The sequence below is a fragment of the Waltera acetigignens genome (genome assembly GCF_025567015.1).
Lineage (GTDB): Bacteria > Bacillota > Clostridia > Lachnospirales > Lachnospiraceae > Acetatifactor > Acetatifactor acetigignens.
Window position 1 is genome coordinate 91,837 of the sequence record NZ_JAOQJO010000006.1, and the last position, 22,124, is coordinate 113,960.

A 22,124-nucleotide genomic window follows, 5' to 3' on the forward strand; every position below is an offset into this window, starting at 1 on the left:
TTTCTAAATGAAAACTGGCTTCGTTCCATAATATATTTGTGCTTATAAAGCACACGCAAAAAGAGAAAACTAAAAACAAAACATTTCATTAGAGAAAAGGAGAAAAAATTATGGCAAAGTATGTATGTCAGGTATGTGGTTATGTTTATGAAGGTGATGCGGCTCCCGCAGAGTGCCCCATCTGTCACGCTCCCGCTTCCAAGTTCACCAAGCAGGAGGAAGGCAAGACCTGGGCTGCTGAGCATGTAGTAGGTGTAGCAAAGGGTGCTCCCGAGGATATCATTGCTGATCTGCGTGCGAACTTCCAGGGTGAATGCTCTGAGGTTGGTATGTATCTGGCAATGGCAAGAGTTGCTCACAGAGAAGGTTATCCCGAGATCGGTCTGTACTGGGAGAAGGCTGCTTACGAAGAAGCTGAGCACGCTGCAAAATTCGCTGAGCTGTTAGGTGAAGTCGTAACCGATTCCACCAAGAAGAATCTGGAGATGAGAGTAGATGCCGAGAACGGCGCTACCGCAGGTAAATTTGATCTGGCTAAGAGAGCCAAGGCTCTGAACCTGGATGCTATCCATGACACCGTTCATGAGATGGCTCGTGATGAGGCTCGACATGGCAAGGCATTTGAGGGTCTGTTAAAGAGATACTTTGGCTAAGCTACAAGCCATGCAATAAAAAAGAATACTCTGCACCGTAGGAGCTTGCTCATAAAGGTGTGGAGTATTCTTTTTTATTATACGGCGACAGCCGTCCATGAGCAAGTCACGCAGTGACTGCGAATGGGTTGCATGGCGCCAGCCTTAGGAACGCGACAGCCCTTATACGGTTCCGGAGATCACCAGCGTGCTGACGCCGGGGTTGATCCCCCACGCTCCCGTAACGGGATCCTGGGTGTAAGTTGCTGCGGGTACGGTAATACCTCCTGCAGTTCCGGTAAATAATCCGGTAGTCGTATCATACGTATAGTTTGTTCCCTCTGCCCATGCAGTTCCATTAAAATTCACAGTCAGATTCTCCAATACGGGATTAAAGGTATCCGTGATCACGACACCGGTAGCTGCATCTGCTGCCGTATTCCCCAGATTCTGTATCAGGAACGTATACGTCAATGTTCCATTCTCTGTCACGGGTACGGGACTGACGGACTTTGTGATCGTAAGAAGCGGTCCGCTTACCGCATTTACTGTCTCGTTCACAGTAACAGGAGTGACCCCTGCCCCGGCAATCGTCGCCGTATTCGTAATGGAAGCCTCTGCTGCCAGCGGTGCATAAGAGTTCACCTCAGCCTCATAGGTAAGTGTCACATTACCTCCCGCAGGCACGGTAATTCCCGTGATTGTCAGAGGAGGGCCTGCCGTTACAGCCGGTGTTGCCTGTAAAATTCCGTTTGCATAGTATTTTACAGTCCCCGGAATATACGTCAGAGGTGTCAGTTCTCTGGTATTAAACAAATACTCTCCCAGATTATCCGTTACTGTAATTCCGTTAAATGCTGTAGTGCCTGAGTTCACAATGCTGATCACATACGTCACATTTTCATTCTGCCCGTAGGTATCCCGCACTGCTGTCTTGGTTGCAGACAATACCTCCGTGATCTCACCCACTGCTATATTGGAGTTTGTAATCTCATTTCCATAGCGAAGCTGTGCCTGATTTGTAAATCTAGCCATATATTTTTGTATCCTTTCATTGTATTTGGATTTACTATAATATATGACTGTTTTTAAGAAAGTTGACGGATTCTGTCACCGCATTTCTTGACTTTCCTCTTCCACCTCCGTATGATGGAATCACAAGCATTCACTTGCGCTGCCCCGGAAAACAATGAGGATTCAACATGAAGAAAAAAGTATTTAACATCATCCAGATCGGTGACAAAAGTAACCGTCTGAGCCGGCTCTTTGATATTTTTATTGCTATCGTTATCTGTGCAAATATTCTGGTGACTTTTCTGCAAACCTTTGATGAGCTTGCTTTTTTATTTCCGGTATTTCATGTGGTCGAGGTTCTCACTATTCTGATCTTCTGTGTAGAATATATCCTGCGGATCTGGACTGCGGACTATCTATATCCTGATAAAAACGAGTTCCGCTCCCGGCTGCGGTTTCTGATCTCCTTCGACGGCATTATCGACCTGTTGACAATTTTACCCTTTTTCTTCCTGTCCGGTATGGTCATCTTCCGGATGCTGCGGGTGGCAAGGATCTTCCATCTGTTCCGCCTGAATGCCCGGTATGATTCCTTCAATGTCATCACTACGGTATTGTATGAAAAACGTAATCAGATCATTTCCTCCGTGTTCATCGTACTGATCCTGATGCTCGCCAGCAGTCTGTGCATGTACAGCGTGGAGCATGATTCCCAGCCGGAAGTATTCCGCAATGCCTTCAGCGGCATCTGGTGGAGCATGTCAACGCTGCTCACCGTGGGCTACGGTGACATCTATCCCATCACCACGCTTGGCCGGATCATGGCGATCTGTATTGCCTATCTCGGTGTCGGTGCCGTGGCTATCCCCACCGGTATCATCAGTGCCGGCTTTGTGGAACAGTACCAGCGCAAAAGCAGTCTCTCTAATATTAAAGAAGCAGATATTCATGAGATCGCCGAGATATTCGTAGATAAACGTTTCGCCGGCAAATCCGTGGAAGAAATGGAAGAGGCAGAACAGGTCACGATCTTCCTCATTCTGCGGGAGGATCTGTCCATTCTGCCTCAAAAAGATACAATATTAAAGCTAAATGACATCATTGTCATTCGTGGGGAGAATTCCTAATTTGCCCCCGTCGCTGCAGTTTCCGTTTCCACAGTCTCCACAGCTTCCGTGGTTTCTGTTTCTGCAGTTTCTGTCGCTTCGATACTTTCTGTTTCTTCGGTAATCTCTTCCACCAGATCATCCAGTGTATAGTTGAATCCGGTGACCACGTTGGTGGCCACGACATACACTTTCATTTCAGAGGGAAATGCAATGTAATACTGGCTGGTCATGGAATTCAGATTACCGACATTAATGATCACGCTGCGATCTGCAGTCTCGTACTGAATGGTACGCTCCGGATCTGCCAGTCCGTACTGTGACATATCCGTCACATTTTCAATCACCTGATCTGCCTTTAACGGTGCCACCTTCAGGATCATAGCCTTGATACGCTCCTGGTTCAGATTAAGGGAATGATCGTCCGTATAGTACCATGTTTCATCCTTTTTTTCAAAGGCATAGGTCTCTCCCTCATATACATAACTGAAGCTGGTAATATCATCGGAGTTCACATCCAGCACCGTCTCCTGTGTATCCTCGGTGGTGGAAGTCGCAGACGATGCATTTTTATTATACTGTCGGATGCCCAGGAATGCTGCCGCCAGAACCACCAGTGCCAGCAGCATTCCGATCATCTGTCTTTGTTTCTTTTTCATATCTATATCTCACGCCTTTCAATTATTTCTTCCGTCTGCGGAACCAGATCACGAATCCTGCGATCACACAGCCGACAGGCAGTATCACGGTAACCAGCAGCCCCAGCAGCAGAATCTGTGCGGAATCCACTACCAGATTAGAGACCTCATAACTTTTTACCGGAATGGATACTGAGGTCTCATGATCTGCCATTCCACTGAATGTATTGGTGAACAGGGTCAGGTTCGCACCACTGACGACAGAATCTGCATCATCCGTGAACAGCTGCTCACAACCGTACACGACCAGTGTCGCATCTCCATCATCCAGTGTCTTTACTGCTTCCACCCCCAGTGCGAAGGGACCATTTACATCATTTTCACCCTGCGAGAAGTCCTGCGCATTGCTCACATCCTGTTTTGCAAAAGAACTGTCGGAGGTACTTAAGAACACATCATAAGTAATATCGCCGGTGACTGTCTCGTCGCTGCTCTCTTCCTCCGGAACAATAATTCCCTGAGAGTACGGCAGGAACAGGTATTTTCCGTAAGTACCGGAAGTATAACTGTCAGAGCTCTGGGTGGGCAGGATATAATAAGGGCTTCTGTAGTAGCCGTTGGAATCGTTCTCCACCACCAGTCCTTTGGCAATGCTCAGATTCATATAGCTTAAAATAGCATCAATATTCGGTGTCTCCTCATCGGTATAGCCGGTTACCAGGATGACTTTTCCACCGTTGTTCAGATAGTCGATCACCTTATCCTTATCATCGGATGAAAAATCACTGGTGGCACCGTTAATGAACAGACAGGCCGCATCGTCGGGGATAGCATCCAGATCCATCAGATTCACGGTCTCATAATCCACATTTTCCTTGTTTAGTGCGGATGTAAAAGTGTTGCTTAAACTCAGTTCATTATGTCCTGTTGTCATATATACCTTGGGCATATCATCATTTAACACATAATCCAGCGCACTGGTGATCTGTCCTTCGCCATCATAACCGGTGGTCGTGGTGTTATAACTGTAGGTCGAATAGTCAAAATCATAGGAAGACTCATAGACATCGTTGTAATCAATGACCTTGCTGCGCTTGTCACTGACCACGATCAGGCTGTTCGTGCTAATGTTGCCGGTGGTGTACTGGGCATAGAACATCGGGTTAACGGTGGGATCCACATATTCCACGGTGATATGATCCGACAGATCATCGTATCTCTGCAAAGTCTGCCCCAGTGTGGTATCCTGATTGTCCTGATTTACCAACACATAGATTGTCACATCATCCTGCATATTTTTCACATAGTCGACGGTCTGATCTGTCAGGGAATACAGCTTCTGGCTGGTCATGTCGATTGCTGTCCAGCTGGAAGGCATCTCGCCCATGATAATATTAACGACTACTACCAGCGCTACAGCTACAGCGATCATACCGGTACTGTAAGCACTGAAGCTTAAGTTCTTCACGGACATGCTGTAACGGCGTTTCTGAATGGACTGTACCGTCAGGAACAGAACCAGTGCCGTAACGGATACATAATATACGATAGAAGATACATCCAGTGTGCCATTTAACAGGTTGGAAAATGGTGTGTAAAGGTCAAAGCAACGCAGCAGCTTTGTCAACAGATTGCCGGTGCTGGAAATAATGGAACAGATAGAATCCATCATATATCCCAGGAACAATACTAAAAAAGTAAGTACTGCTGCGATGACTTGGCTCTCTGTCACGGAAGACAGGAACAGACCGATGGCAATGGCGGTCATCCCGAAGAGGAAATATGCCAGGATCGACAGATAGGCCTCTCCCATGGGAACACTGCCGTACTGCGCCATGATCAGCGGGTAAAAGCAGATGATCGCTACGGGAATGGCAAATATAGTTAACAGCGCCAGAAATTTTCCCATAACGATGCCGCCTACGGACACCGGTGCCGTCAGGATCAGCTGATCCGTCTTGCTCCGCTTTTCCTCCGCCAGGATACGCATGGTCAGGATCGGCACGGTCAGCATGAATAAAAAGGTAACGCTGGATACCACATACGCAAAATAAGGATATCCGTTCATCAGGTTATAAACGCTGAAATACAGTCCCAGGAAAAACAGGGTGACTGCAATAAATAAAAATCCGATAAAGGAACGGAAATAGGATTTCAATTCTCTCTTATAAATGGCTAGCATATGATTCCGCCTCCTTTGTAGTTACAGTTTCTTTTTTCTCTTCTTCGGGCTGTGCTTCCTCTTCCGAAGCTTCTGTCTGCTGTGCGGCAACATCTGACATTTCCAGCCTTTTTCTTTTTGAGAATAGTTTGTGCTTCTCCGGCTGTGTGGGTGCTACATCCTCGGTCAGTTCCAGGAAGATGTCTTCCAGAGACTTCTCCGCATGGGTCATCTCTAAAATAGGCAGCTTTGCATCTGCCAGTGCATAGAATACCTGCTCTCTGATATCTGCATTCTCTTTGGAGATCACTTTCAGCTTTGCAATATTTTTGGATGCCTCCGTGTTCTCTTCGATCCGGTCGATCTGTGAGATCTCCTGCAATGCACTCTTCACCGCAGCGATGCTTCCCTTTACTTCCAGATCCAGTTCCATGGAACCACTCATAAGCTTCTGCAGATTCTCCGGAGAATCACTGGCTACCAACTTACCGTGGGCTATAATCATAATATGGTCGCAGACCGCACTGACCTCCGACAGAATATGGGAGCTGAGGATCACGGTATGATTCTCCCCCAGCTTGCGGATCAGATCACGGATCTCGATGATCTGTTTCGGATCCAGACCTACCGTGGGCTCATCCAGAATGATAACCTCAGGGTAGCCAAGGATTGCCTGCGCCAGTCCGACTCTCTGCCTGTAACCTTTTGACAGATTCCTGATCAGACGCTGCTGCATATCGGTGATCTGTGTCATTTCCATGACCTCATCAATCTGCTGCTTCCGCTCTTTTTTCGGCACTTTTTTCAGTTCTGCCACGAAATCCAGGTATTCTCTGACAGTCATGTCAACATACAGCGGCGGAAGCTCCGGCAGATAACCGATGGCACGCTTTGCCTCCTCCGGATCTTTTTGGACATCTTTGCCATCGATCGTCACAGTACCCTCCGTGGCTGCCAGATAACCCGTGATGATGTTCATGGTCGTGGATTTACCTGCGCCGTTTGGACCAAGAAAGCCGTAAATCTGTCCCTTTTCCACACGGAAAGAGAGATGATCTACGGCAATATGGTCACCATATTTTTTTGTAAGATTGCTTACTTCTATCATATTTGCCTCCCGGATATGGTGTGATACCCCCACCTGATACCTATGGGTACCCAGAACTGATACCCCGAATTGCTTCGCAGCAAGCTGCTCCCGCAATTCTAAAAACATTCGGAATCCGCTGATTTGCTACGCAAATCGCTACTTCCTCATGTTTTACGGGTGTAAAATTCAACCGCTTTATCATGCAAGCATGAACAGCGGTTAACCTTTACACCCTTGTATCAGTATATGTCTCAAATGTCATGAAAAGGTGAAACATTTGTGAAAAATCTGTGAAGCCCCAACTCTTAAAGCTTCGTCACGGTCAGCGAAATGCTTAAATTTCCTGCCTCCGCCGCCAGATGCAGCGGCAGCTTCGCCACAGGAATATCTTCAAAAATGAATTCCGGATCACCGGATGCGGCCGACTGGAATAAGAAAAGTATCCCCTCCACATAGAGCACCACTTTTTTCTGATTGCTGTAAATTGTCAGGGAGACCAGTCCGTTCTTCTGACGATGCAGGGTGGAAAGTGCCGGATAGAGCACCGGTTCGCTGCTCCACTTCGCCTGATAATAGTAATACCGCTCCATCAGCGTTCTGCCATTCGCCGAAAGAAGTGCATCTTCTGCCGTTTCTCCGGATAATCCACGATATACCGGAAGATTTTCCGGTCTTATCCACAGGTCCCCAGTGAGGAATCCACGCTTTCTGCACAGGCTGTAAAACGTTCTCACTTCGGAGCAGTTCACCCCCTCTGCCCCGGTCCCGGTTCCTTCCAGCCGGATCACATTTACCCCCATCCGAACCAGCCGTTCCAGATCTCTTCGTACCTGCTCCACCCTCGTCCCGGCATCACTGATCTGCGGGGGAAGCCGGTAGACTACTTCATGTGGCAAAAACTCTTTTTCATTGAGAAAGATTCCCTTTTTTTCTACGACACGCACGTCATAAATGGTCAGTTCCTGCCGCCAATACATTTCCACTTCCCCGGTTATATCCTCAGCATGATCTGATTCTTCCTCGTTCTTTGTACCCCCCATATTTTCTCCATACTCCACGGTTCCGAACCTTCCCTGTGCCTTCACCAGATAGACATAGGGATCCCGCATGCCGTCCCAGAGATGCGGCCGCAACAGCAACGCCGTCATGGAATCCGCTTCTTCTAATGAGTATTCCCCATGAAAAACAAGGCGTTCGCCCTCCGCACCTTCCCAGATCTCAATCTGTAAAGCGGACAGCAAACGCCCTATCTTTTCCGGCAGGGCAAATTCCAGATAAGCCTTGCCATTTTCCAGTTTTGTTGTAATTCCAAGATCGTCTCTCATCTGCATTTCTCTTTCCTGCCTTTCGCATTCTGTTACTAAGAGTTTTTGCAGATAACATTTTATTTATGCCGGAAATCCATCTTTCCCGCACACTATTATTACATGGGACAAGACCTGCGGCCGGGCACTTCCTCTCCGGATACATAACCTGCATGAAATTCCATGTTGATGTCCCGAAGCTCCTTCTTCCCGTCGATGTATGCCTGATACATTTCCGCCAGTCCCGAAGTACAGCCATCACAGTTGGCTTCCATATATCCCAGAGACTCCGCAACGATCTGCTCCCGCTCTTCTTTTGTGGTATCCTTAATCAGATATCCTGCCATTTTCTTTTCCTCTCTTGTATTTCTTTTACAGCCAATGTATCACAGCAATCTGCCGGGTGCAAGTTTTTCTCTGCATTTAGAGTAATCGAAAATCTACGACCGAAGAATTCTCTCATAGATCTGCAAATCCTCATTCTTAAACACATTAAAGATCACATTTTTGACACTGCTGTCAGGAGTCTCCTCCAAATACTCCTGTACCGTCTGTACGGCAATCTGCGCCGCCTTGTCCTTCGGAAAGCAGAATACCCCAGTGGATATACCGCAGAACGCCACACTTTCCAGCCCGTATGCCGATGCCAGTTCCAGACAGGACAAGTAACAGGACCGAAGCAATGCGCAATGTTTCTCCGTCAGCTTTCCCTGCACAATAGGACCTACGGTATGCAGGACATAACGGCAGGGCAGATTGTAGGCTTTCGTGATCTTCGCCTGTCCGGTGGGTTCCTCATGCCCCTGTTCTCCCATTTTGCTTCTCCTATGCTCGTTTCTGCTCTTTTTACGCTCTCCTGTAATGAAATCATTATATCCCCCATCGCCGGGATCCGTAAAGCAGGCACAATAAAGTGCCCCGGTTACCCAAAAGATACTATTGGGACAAACATATAAACCTGCAATTGAAATATTTTTACGTTTTTGTAACAATAGGAACAGGAACCTTCGTTATGACTCATTGAAAGGCCTGGGAACAACAAATGATATATCTGATGATGATCGACGCCGAAGAAGACAAACAAAAGTTTGCGATTCTCTATGAAACCTATCGGCACCTTATGATGAAAGTAGCTCTGAATGTGCTGAAGGATACTTTTCTTGCGGAAGATGCCGTACATGAGGCGTTTATAAAAATTGCGAAAAACATGGAAAAAATAGGGGAAATCGACGCCACGGCGACGAAACGCTACCTGCTTACCATAACGAAAAATGCGACTATAGCTATTTACCGGAAGCGAAACCATCAATTTCAACGGGAAATCTATGTGGATGAGCTGGAAGAATGTAATGTCCCGGTGACTTATGCAGAGACGGATGTGGATGACGGAATACTGGACATCCTTAGGTGCCTGCCCGTAAAATACCGGGATGTATTTCTCCTCAAATACTCCGGCAATATGGACAACGATGAAATCGCAAAAGTATTAAACATCACCGAAGGAACGATCCGGCAGCGATTATCCCGGGGAAAGATTATGATACAGGAAGCTTTGAATAAACGGGAGGAAAATAATGAGATCCATGGAAATAACGGATGAATGGCTCTATCAGCATATGCCTGTGGTGGACAATGCCATGATAACAGCATTAGAAAATCAGGTTGATCGGGAATATGTATTTTCAAAACGTTTTGAACAAAAAATGCAAAAAGTGATCCGCCGGGAAGCCCATCCGGTGCTGACCGGTGCACAACAGCTCCTAAAACGCATGGCAATCTTTTTCACCGGTATCGTATGTGCCGGACTGGTTCTGACGTTAAGTGTGGATGCCTATCGGGATAAGTTTTTCATGACACTAAAGACCCTGCGCGAGGATGCTACGCAGTATAACTACTCTTCCGAGGAAAAAGATGCGGTACTCACTCCCACGATACCGACCTGCATCCCGGAGGGCTATACAGAGACAGACCGAAGAGACAGTCCTCTTTTTTGTGAAATTTTCTATGAAAACAATGCCGGAGAACAGCTCATCTGGGAGCAAATGCTAATTTCCTCAAATAATGCCCTGACACTCGTATTAGACAATGAATACGATGCCGAAGAGGAACATGTCATCGGCGGTCACATTGCCACGGTATATACTTATGTGGATGGTTACGCCATGGCTTATTATGAAGCTGACAATTATGTATACGTGATCACCGCAGATCACATGACCGCCGAGGAAATGTTTCAGCTCATTGCCAGTATGGATATCTGATTGTATAATAAAATAAAAAGGAGGCAAGAACCATGATGCGAAATAAAAAATTAAGAACCGTTTTCTGCGGCATTCTGATTTTTCTGCTCGTATTTGCCTTATTTTGCCTTGGAGACTACGGGATCCGCTATTATCATACTCCCATCAAAAAGGATTATGACTATACCGGAACCGGAATGCTGGTCAGTCTGACGGAACCGGATACCTTCGAACAGGTATCGGTGGAGATCCACGGGAAAGCCTTACATTATCTCTGGGGGAATCAGGAAGACGCCATAGCGGGAAATGTCTGGATGAACGGAGAGAGGCTTTTCGTGGAAGGTGCGGATGACATAGGATTCTATGCACCTTTTATCGATGAAGAACCCTATTACTCCTGCCTGACCGAATCTGTAACAAATATCCCGGGAAATATGTTTCTTATCTCCCGGGATCTGAAAACCGTATTCTGCGGTGTACTTATGGACGGGAAAGAATTTCTGCTGATAATACCGGCAGAAAATAAATCGGATGCCGACCGTACCCTGAAATCCGGTCTGGAACAGTCCCAGCCTCTTTCCCGTTGGCTGAGTGACTATCCCTTATTCCTGTAACTGTCCGTCCACAATACGCACGATACGTTTCGCAGACTGTGCTACGCCCAGGTCGTGGGTGATCATGACAATGGTGTTGCCCATATCGTTTAGTTCCCGGAACAGCTTCAGTACTTCCTTGCCGCTGGTCTGATCCAGAGCACCGGTAGGCTCATCCGCCAGAAGGATCGCCGGCTGTCCCACCAGTGCTCTGGCAATGGATACTCTCTGCTTCTGTCCGCCGGACAATTCGTTGGGCTTATGTCCGATACGATGATCCAGCCCCAGCAGTTTGATAGTATTTTTACACTTTTCTTCTGCTTCCTCATGAGTCATGCCACGCATCAGCAGGGGCATGATAATATTCTGCATGACATTATAGGTCGGGATCAGCTGATAGTTCTGGAAAATGAACCCGATCTTCTGGTTGCGTACCATGGTCAGATCGTCCTCCTTGGTCTTGTGGATTGCCATGCCATCCAGATAATATTCCCCACTGTCCATCACATCCATACAGCCGATCATATTCATTAACGTAGTCTTACCGGAACCGGAAGGGCCTAAGATTGCCACATATTCTCCCTTATTTACCTGAAAATTGATGTCCTTCAAAATCGGCAGACGCTCCTCTCCCAGCATATAGCCTTTATTTATATTTTTCATGGTGATCATTGCGTTTTCCATCATAATCCTTACACCTTTCGCACTACTCCTGATTTAAAGCTTCTACGGGGATCAGTCTCGATGCCTTATATGCCGGATAGAAGCCGAAGATGCTTCCGGTGAGGACACCAAACAACAGCGACAATACTGCACCCTGTACCGACAGGGACACTCTCACGTTGAACAGCTGCACGAATGGCGTAATTCCAAGAGCCACCAGCACCCCCAGTACGGCTCCTACCAGACTGGTAAAGCTTGCCTCCAATAAAAACTCCAACAGGATATCCTTCCGGGAACAGCCCAGTGCTTTCAAAATACCGATCTCGTTGGTACGCTCCTTGATGGATACAAACAGCACGTTCATAATACCGATACCGCCAACGATAAATACGATCACTGCCATGGAGATCAGCAGTAAGGTCAAAGTCTCATTGGAAGCGGAGGCTGCCTCCATCTTGCTTCCGGCATCGCTGATGGTAAATGTGGTATTGGGATAGCTCTCTTTTAAGGCACTCTCCACATCCGTCATTACGGTATCCACCTGATTCACATCCTCCGCAATGACCGTGATGGTTGGACTGATATTCGTACCGGTAATGTATTTGATGCCGGTTTCGTAAGGTATATAGATCGCCGTATCCGGACTGATGCCGGATGCCACAGTTCCCATCTCGGATAGTACCCCTGATACTATATAGGGGCGGCCATCAATATAGACTATACCGTCATAAGCATCGTAGGCGCTGCCAAAAATTTCCTTTGCCACGGTGGCACCCAGTACGCACACCTTTTCCTTGCTCTCGTTGTTTTCTTCTGTGAGGAAATCCCCGATGGCCATTTCCAGATTACTGATGGCAGCATAATTGTCCTCCACACCGGCAATGGTGTAATAGGAAGCAGAGGTCATATCGCCTCGCTCCACCGATGCTGTAGTGGAATAAGAGACCGTAGTTGCAGAGATTCCCGATACAAAAGTCGCCAGATCATCACAGTCTTCACTGGTCAATGTCACGGCTTCGCTCTCTTCCTCCTGTCCGAATCCGAAAAATCCGCCGAAATCCATGCCACCGCCGGGACCACCAGACGTACCGCCGCCGGAACCTCCTCCGGGTCCTCCGCCCATATTGGTGACGGTAACGCTTCCTCCACCGCCCGGCATTTCAAAGCTAAAACCACCACTGTCACTGCTGTCACAGGAAATATCAATAGCTCCGGCATTCAGATTCTTGAACTGCTCCGCCACTTCTTCTTTTCCACCGGTACCTATCGCCAGCACCAGCATTATGGTGGCGGATCCCACAACGATACCGATGGAAGTCAGGATCACTTTGAATTTATTCTGTGACAGGTTCAGCCACACCAGACGCAATATTTCGGATAATCTCATATTCTACTTCTTCCCTTCCATTGACCTTACTTTCCCACAGGTCTCCGCTCTACTTCGTAATGCTGCTTTCGATCAATACGGTATCTCCTTCTGCAATATCTCCGGAGATCTCCACATTAGAGCCATCTGACAGTCCTGTCGTTATTTCCTTTTTCACAATGCTGCCCTCTGCTGTCTTCACTTTTACATAAGTCTTGTCATCCTCTGTGATAATGGCTCTGCGTGAGACATACAGCACTTCTTCCGTTTGTTCCGTAACGAAAGTCACATCTGCGGTCATGCCCTGGAACAGTCCTGAAACATCCCCTTCTAATGTGACAGTTACGTCATAAGTTATGTTTCCACTGGAATCCGATGTCGCATCTCCGATAACCGTCACCTTTGCCGTAAAGATATCTTCCGGATATGCCGTCAATGCAATATTCGCCGCAGATCCCAGAGAGATATCCGTCATGTCATCTTCATCCACTGTTACCGTCATGGTCACTTCATCCATATCATACAAAGTGACCAGAGAGGTTCCGGTGCTGATCTTGTCTCCTGCTTCCAGTTCCACACTGGTGATCACACCGTTGTATCTGGCGCATACCGCGTTGCCATCGATATAGGTGCTGAACTCGTTCCATTTTTCCAGAGTCTCATCGTAGGTTTCCTGCTGATCGGACAGATCCTGTTCCAGATACCCCAGCGCAATATCGTAAGTCTCCTGTGCGGTATTGTAAGCCAGCGTCCGCAGTTTTTTTGTCTCGGCTGCGGTCAGTTTTCCCTGCTCCAGTTCCCGCTTTGCTTTATTATAAGCGGTCTCGGCAGTGGTTACATTTTCCTCCGCCTGCTCTACTCTCTGTTCCAGCTCTTCCTTCTGCTGCTCCAGGGAATCTGCCGTGGACTGTGCCTGCTCCGTCAGCTGCGCATAATAGACATATCCGTAAGTATCATCTGCTGCGTCCGTACTGTTCAGGCTGTATTTACAGTTCGACAATACCTGTGCCGCATCCTCATAGGCTGCCGTTACTTCCTCCAGCTGTGCCCGGTAATCTTCCAGGCTGCTCTTCGCCTGCTCCAGTGTGCTCTCCGCAGAATCTACCGTATTCTGAAGCTCCTGCAATGTAGTACTGTACTCGGTATCAATATAACTGCCGTAAGCAGTGCTGCTGTCATAAGTGTATTTTGCCTGTTGTTTTGACAGGGTCTGGTCGGCTTCCACCGCCTCCAGATCCGCTTTTGCTTTCTCTACGTTAGACTGCAGTTCGTCTTCCAGGTCGGAGACACTGTCTTCTTCCAGCAGGTACAGGGGATCTCCCTCGGACACCTGCTGCCCCACGGAGACCACTACCTCCGCCACGGTCAGGGTAGAATCGTCACCATTGCTGCCGGAGCTGCTGCCGCCCATATTAAAGATCTGACCAAACATGTCTAAGCCTCCCTGAGCTCCGCCGCCGGAAGCATTCATGCCGCCAAATCCACCGGAACCAGAGCTGCTGCCGGCAGTACTACCGGAGGAGCCGCCGGAGGAACTGCTGCCGGAAGTATCCGTTCTCTGCAGGGCACTCATATCCAGATCAAAGGTCTGATCCACCGTACCGATGTCCACGGAGCCGGTCTCCGTCACACCTTTGACCAGTGTCCCGTATTTTACGGTGGTCTCTTTATAAATGACTTCCGTATCGGAACCACCGGAGAGACCAATGGCACCAGCCACTACAGCGATCACACAGACACCACAGACACCTGTGGTGAGCTTGCGCCTTTTCGACCAGCTTTTCCACGATCTGATCCGGCTCATCCGATTTTTTATAGTTTTCTTGATCTTTTTCCCATTTTCATTCTGCTTCATAACTGTTCCCAATCATTCCTGTCTGTTTCTCAACATTTGTTCCATCCGCCTGATTTATTGTCCTCCGGGACCGCCCGGCATTCCGCCGCCGAAGCTGCCGGAATCACCACCCCCGGGACCACCCTGCGGCATTGCTCCTCCGGAAGGCATCTGCATATCCTCTGGCATCTCGAACTCCATATCACTGCCGACTGCGGTATCAGAACTGCTGCCGGAATCGGCAGTCTCCTCCGTACTCTTGACTTCTGCCTCGGAGCTGACCTTACTTGCCAGGTAGATGGTATCGCCCTCTTCCAGTCCTGACAGGATCTCAATGTCCACACCGTTGGTGATACCGGTCTCTACCTCTGCCAGTTCCCTTCCACCCAGTGCTGTCTTACGATAGACATAGGTCTTGCCGTTCTCTTCTACGATCGCCTTACGGGATACATAGAGGACATCTTCTTTTTCTTCGGTAACGAAGATCACATCTGCCGTCATGCCGCCGTAGAGCTGCTCCAGTTCACCTTCCACGCTGATCTCCACAGTGTAGCTTACCGTGTTGCTGTAATCGGAAGTAGCCGTGGTATTGATGGAGAGAATGCTTCCGGTATAGGAATCCTCCGGGTATGCCGTAAAGGTGATATCTACCGCATCTCCTACCTGCAGGTCCACGATATCCTCCTGGGTCACATCCACGGAGATTCTCATGTCATCCGACGTTGCATAGGAAAACAGAGCTCCTGTCGTCGTCAGACGGTCTCCCGCTTCGTAGCTGACCTCTGTGATCACACCATCTTCTGTGGCATACAGGATACCATCACTTCCGACAAAATCCTCAAACGCCTGTAACTGTTCTTCCCGTTTTTCTTTCGTCTCTTCCGCTTCCTGTAAGGTCTCCTTCAGATCTTCCACAGCAGCGTTGTAAGTGGTCTGGGCATTCTGCCCGGTGATCACCGCTTCCTGATAGGTCTCTTCTGTATCCAGCTTATCGATTTTTTGCTTTGCCTGTGCCGCTGCCAGCTGGTTCTGCAGATCGGTAATAGCACTTTCATTCTCCGATAAAGCATCCTCTGCCTGCGTCAACGCTGATTTTGCCTGCTGGTATTTGGATCTGGCACTGAGATAACCATTCTGGATCGTCATAAAATTCACTGTATTATCGGTTCCGGCGCCTTCATAACCTTCTTTTGCCGCTTCGTAGGTCTCCAATGCATCCTGATAATCTTCCTGGGCTTCTGTCAGCTTCTCCTGCAGAGAAGCTGTATTCGCCTGCTTCTGCTCCAGCTGTACCTGCAGAGATGCCACTTTGTTCGTCACGCTGGTCCCGGAAGTATTGCGGATGGATGCCGCATAGGAAGCACTGATCTTCTGGGTATCGTAGTCGGTCTGGGCTTCCAGCAGGGACAATTCATAGGTACTCTCTGCCGCCGCATAGTCTGCCTGCGCCTCCACTACCGCATTTTGCAACAGCGCCCGAACCGCCTCCACGCTGTCTTCCGTGAATTTCAGCAGTTCCTCGCCTTCGGTGACACGCTGCCCGCTGGCAGCATAGATCTCCTCTATCTTCAGATATTTCTGTACGGTATCATCGTCATCTTCCTCACTGTCATCCTCGTCATCGTCACTGACGTCCAGATTCAGATCGTAATCTATGGATTTTGTGTTGTATTCCAGAGAGCCGCTCTCCGTCACACCTACCTTTAAAGTACCACGCTCCACCGTCTCTTCTTTGTAGATCCACTGTTCTTTCTGAAGTAACGGTGCAATAAACACGGTATAGCAGGCTGCCAGGATCAGCAGAAGTAATGCGATCCCCGCCAGGATCAGTTTTTTCTGCTTTTTCGTGAGGGATTTCAGTTTATCAAAATGTGGGCTTTTTAATTTCATGACTGTGTCTGTCCTCCCTGCTGTTCATTTGCATTTTCCGTAGATTCCCCGTTGTCGGAGCCGCCTTTCGGCATGCCACCGTTTTCCGGCACTTCTCCGCTGCCCGGGACTCCTTCCGGCATGCCACCGTTTTCCGGCACTTCTCCGTTACCCGGGGCTCCTTCCGGCATCTCACCATTTTCCAGCTTTTCGCCGCCTCCGGGACCGCCCTGCGGCATCGCATCGCCGTCGGACACATCGTCAGGTCTGCCCTGCATACTCTGTCTCTGCTGTAACTGCTCGATCTCTTCCTCCGTCATGCCGAAGACTACGGTGACGGATTCGTTGGCACTTAAACTGTCCTCCTCATCTTCTACATTGATCTGTACCGTCACGCTGTAAGTGACACTGGTACGGCTGCTAGACGAGGATACCGGATCAATGGCTGTGATCACACCGGTATATCCGCTGCCTGCGGAGGACTGCACATAAGCACTGTCGCCTACAGTCAGTTTTGTAATATCCGACTGATCTACCGATACGGTGACCGTCAGCTCCTTCGGATTGCTGTAAACGAATACCACTGCATCGGAAGTCAGAGCCTGCTCCGCCCGCACCATGGTCCGCAGGATCGTACCATCCTCAGATGCATAGAAATATCCGTCCCCCACACTGCTTTCAAACAATTCCAGATTCTCCTTGGCATCTTCATAAGTACTTTCCAGAGCTGCCAGATCGGACTTAGCTTTTTCCACCGTAGTGTTATAATCGCTCTCTGCCCGTTCTGCGCCGGACAGGGAAGTCTCATAGGTCAGCTTTGCCTGCGCCTGCTGGATCTCATAATTTTCCTTCGCCTCCGTGACGGCCTGTTGGAGACTGGAAAGCTTTAACTGCAAAGTTTGTAATTCAAAAGCAGCATTAGTTAATGCATCCTCATATTTATCCTCTGCTTCCTCCAAATCTTTCAGATTTTGTTCCAGAATACTGTAAAGAGAAGCTAAAATGCTGGCGTTGGAAGTTCCGCCGCTCTGCATATTAGCGCCGGCTCCGCCACCGATCTGTACCGAACCTCCACCGCCTGTGACCTGCGACCAACTGATACCCCATTCGTCCATCTTGTCCGTCAGTGCTTTCAGGTTCTCATCATAGATTGCCTGATACTCATCCACTTTGAAATAACTCTTATAGGAACCGTCATTCACATAGGATTCATACTCTGCTATATCATCCTCGGCATCCTGTAATTCCTCTTCTGCCCTGGTCACAGCACTCTGCAGACTTGCTACGGTCTCATCATAGACTTCCTTCGCCTGCTGTCCGGTGAGGATGGCACTGTCTCTCGTATACTCCGCTGTGATCAGGTTCTGCTCATATTCGATAGCTCCGGTGCGATACGCAAGCTCCGCATCCTCCAGTGCTCTCTCCAGTTCCTTTCTCGCTTCCGCCACACTTTCTTCCGTCAGCTTCAAAATCTTATCCCCGGCAGTTACTTCTTCTCCAGACACGGCATATACTTCCTCTATCTCCAGATTGGTCGTCAGATTCTCCACATCGAAGGTCTCCTCCGTAATACCGACATTGGTAACACCTGACGCAGCAGTCATATCCTCCGTGAAGGTCAATCCCGACATATTAGCCGGCATGGAAAATTCTGATCGATTGCCGTTTCTATGTAATATCACCACTGCTGCCACCGAACCACCGCCCAGCGTGAGTACCAGTACCAGCGCAACGATGATCCACTTTTTACGCCCTTTTCCTTTTTTCTCTTTTTTGTTTTTCTTTTTGGAAAAAAATATCTGTTTGATCTCTTTGTTCTTCACGGCGAACCTCCGATTGCTATTCCGTCCAAATTCCGTTGTTTTCTCAAGTATAGTTGGATTTTGTATTGAAAAAGTGTTCACTCTGTGAAAAATCTGTGTCCTGTAGGAGCTTTTCCCCCTGCTTACGTCTATGCAATTACACAAATAAAGCACAAAAAGAAGGCCCTGTTGGAGACTGCTTTCGCAGAAGTCTCTAACATGACCTTCTATCATAAGCTTACGAATTCGTGCTATTACACTAATATGCCTGGTAAAACAAATCACCGCTTCGCAGCCATTTGTTTTCCCTATAGCTTATTTATTTTTTCGGGAAATACAGATATCCTCCAGATTCTGCGCGCCCTCCGGTCCGATGGGTCTGCCACCCGTGGTGATGCCCCATCCTGCACGGATCTTGATAATATCGTCAATCTGTCCCTGGGACAACAACGTCTTCTTCCCTAAGATGAAGTTGTTCATCATCAGGATCTTCGCATAATATTCCGTGGTCTCCATGCGGTAATAAGCCTGCATGAGATTGTCACCCCAAGTCAGCGCGCCATGGTTTGCTAACAGTACTGCATTGAATTCCCGGCAATAGGGAGCTACCGCTTCCGGCACTTCCTCTGTGCCCGGCAGAGCAAAATGCACTAGCGGCACACAGCCCAAGGACAGTACCCCTTCCATCAGCACCGGTTCTTCCAGACTGATGCCTGCGCAGGCAAACGCCGTTGCTGTAAGGGGATGTGCATGTACCACACCCTGTACCTTCGGGTTCTCCTTGAATACTCTGAGGTGCATCTTGATCTCGCTGGAAGGCTTGTGCGTTCCCTCCAACACATTCCCGTCCAGATCCAATTTTACCAGCATGTCCTCTGTCATAAATCCCTTAGAAACTCCCGTTGGTGTTGCCCAGATCTCATTATCTCCGACTTTACAGGAGATATTTCCGTCGTTCGCTGCCACGAAGCCGCCCTGATACATCCTGCGTCCTACCTCTAAGATCATCTGTTTTGCCTGTGCATCTGATATATATTCCATACTAATCTCCATTCCGCAGACGATTCCTTCCGTCGGAGGAATCCTCCTTTTCCGTTCCGGCATGCAATAATATATTACCTTATTGCCCTTCTCCTTGTCCAGCTGATACAATACTTTCTCAATCCGGGATAATGCTATTCCCGGACATTTTTCCTGCTGATATTCCCAACAATCTTTTATGTATGCTTCCTGCCATATTCTTTCGTAACTAATTATCTTTCCCTAGGTATTGTACCAAGTCGCTGGTGCGACAGCCAGCCCTAAGTACATCAAACTACCACTTTTTTACCTGTCAATACTGCATTATATCTTTAATCTCACCTTCCTTTAATTGCAGTCTTTTTTCGGTCTCCTTATATTTCACCACAGTATCCACATCCGAATATGCAGTAAAAACGGCACCAGTGATTCTTCCGTCTTTCCAGCTCATGGAAAGTTCCAGATTTCCTATCAGATGCATTCCCCGTACGGCGCCGGTCTTCCATGCAGCCGGCAATGCAGGGAGAAGCAGGATTCTCTCCTCATTGCTCTGAACCAGCATCCCATTCATGGCAGCACAGATCCCAAAATTGCCGTCAATCTGGAACGGAGGATGTTTGTCCAACAGATTAGGATAGGTCGAGACCTCCAACATCTTCCGGATGTTGTCATATGCTGCTTCAGCGTTCCACAGGCTGACATAGTGATTCGTGATCCATGCCCTACTCCATCCGGTATGTCCGCCGCCGTGGGACAGGCGGTATTCCAGGGTCTTGCGGCAAGCCTCAGCCAGTTCAGGGGTGCCGTCTGCAGTAATCTCTCCGGCGGGGTACAGCCCATACAGATGGGAAATATGGCGGTGTCCGGGTTCTGTTTCCTCGTATTCCTCCATCCATTCCATCAGGCGTCCGTCACTGCCGATCCTGTTGGGCGGCAGTCTGTCGTACATTTTGCGGATTGTTCCCATCAGTTCCTTTATGTCACCGGCTTCCGGAATCTCACAGGCTTCCGGTACCTGTTCTCCCAGTTCCTTCCAGGCTCCCAAGCATCCTTTGAACAGATCCCTCAGAATCTGATTGTCCATGGTTGCACCGATACAGCAGCATCCTTTTTGTCCATTCGGCAGGATATATGTATTCTCCGGTGAAACAGAAGGATTTGTCACCAGATATCCGTCTTTTTCTTCCAGATAATCCACAAAGAATAGTGCTGCCTCTGCCATGACAGGGAAAGCTTCCCGTAAAAATACCAGATTCTTTGTATAGCGGTAATGCATCCATAGGTGCGTACACAGCCATGCTGCTCCCATCACCCAATAAGTCCCGGGATACCATGTATCCTGTGGTGCGGTATCTCCATGAATATCCGTATTGTGATGCGCCACAAATCCCCGGCACCCATACATTTCTCTGGCGGTATATCTGCCGTTCTTCTGCACCTTTTTTAACAATTCAAATAAGGGAATATGACACTCTGACAGATTGCAGTTTTCCACATGCCAGTAGTTCATCTCTGTATTGATATTGATGGTATACTTACTGTCCCATGCCGGGAAAAATTCACAATTCCAAAGTCCCTGCAGTGTGGTCGGCAGCCCTCCCTCCCTGCTGGCAGCAATCGTAAGATAGCGTCCATAATCATAGAGCAGCTTCATCAATCCCACGTCTTCTGTCTGTTCTGCATGCTCCTGCTTCCCTTTCCGAAGTCTCTCAAGGCGCAGATCCGTAGGCAGATTCTCGTACCGCTCTGCGCCTTCTACTTCAAACACAAAACGGTCATATAAAGATTTATGATCTGCCACATGCTCTGCTTTAAGGGTATCATAAGACAGAAGCATCGCCGCCTTCAGGCGCTGATCCATTTTCTCTGCCAGAAGTGTCTGCATTGCCATCTGGTATAGGAACTCTGTTCTTGCAGAGCCAGTCAATTCTTCATCCAGCCCCACAGGCAGTTCCCTACCAGCTTTCAGATATGCCTCCGCATACCGATCCTTTTCTGGTATACTGTAGTGATAAGTGGAATCTGCAGTAAACCACAACACCACTTCCTCTGCCCCTTCTGCCTTCAGACATTCCCCCTGGGTCAAAATCCGTCCGCCAGTAGACACAGCACGCAGTTCCATGGCAAATTCATATCCGCCTCTTCCCAGATTGCCATAAAGTCTTATGCCATTCTCTCCAACCTTACAAGTTCCGTCAAACCAGCTTTCTCTTCGAAGCTTCGCTAAAAAATTCACTTTCCCCTTGCCCCTTGTGCGGAAGCGCATCACCAGACAGTCCGCCGGGTGAGAGGCAAATATTTCCCTCTCATATATACTGTCACCAACAGTGAACTCTGTCCGGCAGATTGCCGTTTCCAGATCCAGACATCTCTCATAATGTTTTGTTCCTTCACAGAGGATCATATCCCGCAGTTTACCGCTTTTCCGTTCTCTGCCGCCTTCGATCCCATCAAAGAAAAATTGTACATCCCCAAGTGTCTGATAAGGATGCATTCCTTCCGGGCAGGCCGATAATGCGGTCTCCATCAGATGCTCAGCCTCCGGAATTCTGCCGTCCCGAAGGAGCTGTCGTATCTTCGGCAGATTTTCTTTTGCATCGGGATTGTGACGGTTTACAGGTCCACCCAGCCAGATGCTCTCTTCATTTACCTGGAGCCGTTCTCTGTCCGTACCTCCGTAGACCATGGCACCGATTCTGCCATTTCCTATAGGAAGAGCTTCTTCCCATTCCGATGCCGGATGATCATACCATAACCTACTCATGCCATTTCTCCTTTTTTCCTGTTATTAT

The 22,124-nt window shown here is 48.4% G+C and carries 18 protein-coding genes and 1 pseudogene; 5 read left to right on the forward strand and 14 right to left on the reverse strand.

Annotated elements, in window-relative coordinates; translation table 11 throughout:
• The first annotated feature begins 110 nt into the window (after nucleotides 1-110).
• The gene (locus tag OCV96_RS07675) at nucleotides 111-653 is read left to right on the forward strand and encodes an NADH peroxidase (protein WP_022154063.1); all 543 of its coding nucleotides are present in this window, start codon (nucleotides 111-113) and stop codon (nucleotides 651-653) included.
• 162 nt (nucleotides 654-815) lie between these two features.
• On the opposite strand, the gene OCV96_RS07680 is transcribed toward OCV96_RS07675, so the two are convergent.
• Complete coding sequence (locus OCV96_RS07680; RefSeq protein WP_022154064.1) at nucleotides 816-1,667, reverse strand: DUF11 domain-containing protein; 852 nt, start codon at nucleotides 1,665-1,667, stop codon at nucleotides 816-818.
• Between the two features lie 167 nt (nucleotides 1,668-1,834).
• On the opposite strand from OCV96_RS07680, the gene OCV96_RS07685 reads away from it, so the two are divergent.
• Nucleotides 1,835-2,773, forward strand: a complete 939-nt coding sequence (locus tag OCV96_RS07685; RefSeq protein ID WP_262594097.1) for an ion transporter — start codon at nucleotides 1,835-1,837, stop codon at nucleotides 2,771-2,773.
• On the opposite strand, the gene OCV96_RS07690 is transcribed toward OCV96_RS07685, so the two are convergent.
• The 6 genes and pseudogenes from OCV96_RS07690 to OCV96_RS07715 form a co-directional block, all read right to left on the reverse strand.
• Nucleotides 2,770-3,411 carry a DUF4340 domain-containing protein gene (locus OCV96_RS07690; RefSeq protein ID WP_262594098.1) on the reverse strand — a complete coding sequence of 214 codons (642 nt, stop codon included), beginning with the start codon at nucleotides 3,409-3,411 and terminating at the stop codon, nucleotides 2,770-2,772. The genes OCV96_RS07685 and OCV96_RS07690 overlap by 4 nt on opposite strands.
• 22 nt (nucleotides 3,412-3,433) lie before the next feature.
• Nucleotides 3,434-5,572, reverse strand: a complete 2,139-nt coding sequence (locus OCV96_RS07695; protein WP_262594099.1) for an ABC transporter permease — start codon at nucleotides 5,570-5,572, stop codon at nucleotides 3,434-3,436.
• On the reverse strand, nucleotides 5,556-6,659 hold the full coding sequence (locus OCV96_RS07700) for an ABC transporter ATP-binding protein (RefSeq protein ID WP_262594100.1): 1,104 nt from the start codon (nucleotides 6,657-6,659) through the stop codon (nucleotides 5,556-5,558). The genes OCV96_RS07695 and OCV96_RS07700 overlap by 17 nt, the downstream gene beginning before the upstream one ends.
• A 287-nt stretch (nucleotides 6,660-6,946) precedes the next feature.
• The gene (locus OCV96_RS07705) at nucleotides 6,947-7,972 is read right to left on the reverse strand and encodes a glycoside hydrolase family 2 protein (RefSeq protein ID WP_262594102.1); all 1,026 of its coding nucleotides are present in this window, start codon (nucleotides 7,970-7,972) and stop codon (nucleotides 6,947-6,949) included.
• Between the two features lie 92 nt (nucleotides 7,973-8,064).
• Nucleotides 8,065-8,292, reverse strand: a complete 228-nt coding sequence (locus OCV96_RS07710) for a purine biosynthesis protein PurH (protein WP_227733278.1) — start codon at nucleotides 8,290-8,292, stop codon at nucleotides 8,065-8,067.
• A gap of 93 nt (nucleotides 8,293-8,385) precedes the next feature.
• Nucleotides 8,386-8,760: pseudogene (locus tag OCV96_RS07715) on the reverse strand (macro domain-containing protein); the annotation flags it as partial.
• Between the two features lie 227 nt (nucleotides 8,761-8,987).
• On the opposite strand from OCV96_RS07715, the gene OCV96_RS07720 reads away from it, so the two are divergent.
• Genes OCV96_RS07720 through OCV96_RS07730 form a run of 3 tightly spaced genes read left to right on the forward strand, consistent with a single transcriptional unit; the run spans nucleotide 8,988 to nucleotide 10,799 of the window.
• On the forward strand, nucleotides 8,988-9,545 hold the full coding sequence (locus tag OCV96_RS07720) for an RNA polymerase sigma factor (protein ID WP_262594103.1): 558 nt from the start codon (nucleotides 8,988-8,990) through the stop codon (nucleotides 9,543-9,545).
• Nucleotides 9,520-10,206 carry a DUF4367 domain-containing protein gene (locus OCV96_RS07725; RefSeq protein WP_262594104.1) on the forward strand — a complete coding sequence of 229 codons (687 nt, stop codon included), beginning with the start codon at nucleotides 9,520-9,522 and terminating at the stop codon, nucleotides 10,204-10,206. The genes OCV96_RS07720 and OCV96_RS07725 overlap by 26 nt, the downstream gene beginning before the upstream one ends.
• 32 nt (nucleotides 10,207-10,238) lie before the next feature.
• Nucleotides 10,239-10,799, forward strand: coding sequence for a hypothetical protein (locus OCV96_RS07730; protein WP_262594107.1), 561 nt, complete (start codon nucleotides 10,239-10,241; stop codon nucleotides 10,797-10,799).
• On the opposite strand, the gene OCV96_RS07735 is transcribed toward OCV96_RS07730, so the two are convergent.
• The 7 genes from OCV96_RS07735 to OCV96_RS07765 form a co-directional block, all read right to left on the reverse strand.
• Nucleotides 10,788-11,462: an ATP-binding cassette domain-containing protein gene (locus OCV96_RS07735; protein WP_227733299.1), complete on the reverse strand. Its 675-nt coding sequence runs from the start codon at nucleotides 11,460-11,462 to the stop codon at nucleotides 10,788-10,790. The two genes, OCV96_RS07730 and OCV96_RS07735, sit on opposite strands and share 12 nt — an antisense overlap.
• 22 nt (nucleotides 11,463-11,484) lie before the next feature.
• Nucleotides 11,485-12,828: an ABC transporter permease gene (locus OCV96_RS07740; RefSeq protein WP_262594109.1), complete on the reverse strand. Its 1,344-nt coding sequence runs from the start codon at nucleotides 12,826-12,828 to the stop codon at nucleotides 11,485-11,487.
• A gap of 49 nt (nucleotides 12,829-12,877) precedes the next feature.
• Nucleotides 12,878-14,662 carry an efflux RND transporter periplasmic adaptor subunit gene (locus tag OCV96_RS07745; RefSeq protein ID WP_262594110.1) on the reverse strand — a complete coding sequence of 595 codons (1,785 nt, stop codon included), beginning with the start codon at nucleotides 14,660-14,662 and terminating at the stop codon, nucleotides 12,878-12,880.
• A gap of 54 nt (nucleotides 14,663-14,716) precedes the next feature.
• Nucleotides 14,717-16,531: an HlyD family efflux transporter periplasmic adaptor subunit gene (locus OCV96_RS07750; protein WP_262594111.1), complete on the reverse strand. Its 1,815-nt coding sequence runs from the start codon at nucleotides 16,529-16,531 to the stop codon at nucleotides 14,717-14,719.
• Nucleotides 16,528-18,333, reverse strand: a complete 1,806-nt coding sequence (locus tag OCV96_RS07755) for an HlyD family efflux transporter periplasmic adaptor subunit (protein ID WP_262594112.1) — start codon at nucleotides 18,331-18,333, stop codon at nucleotides 16,528-16,530. Before OCV96_RS07755 ends, OCV96_RS07750 begins: the two co-directional genes overlap by 4 nt.
• Before the next feature lie 294 nt (nucleotides 18,334-18,627).
• Nucleotides 18,628-19,353, reverse strand: a complete 726-nt coding sequence (locus OCV96_RS07760; protein WP_262594113.1) for a class II aldolase/adducin family protein — start codon at nucleotides 19,351-19,353, stop codon at nucleotides 18,628-18,630.
• A 292-nt stretch (nucleotides 19,354-19,645) separates the two neighbouring features.
• Nucleotides 19,646-22,096 carry a glycoside hydrolase family 95 protein gene (locus OCV96_RS07765; RefSeq protein WP_262594114.1) on the reverse strand — a complete coding sequence of 817 codons (2,451 nt, stop codon included), beginning with the start codon at nucleotides 22,094-22,096 and terminating at the stop codon, nucleotides 19,646-19,648.
• Between the last annotated feature and the right edge of the window lie 28 nt (nucleotides 22,097-22,124).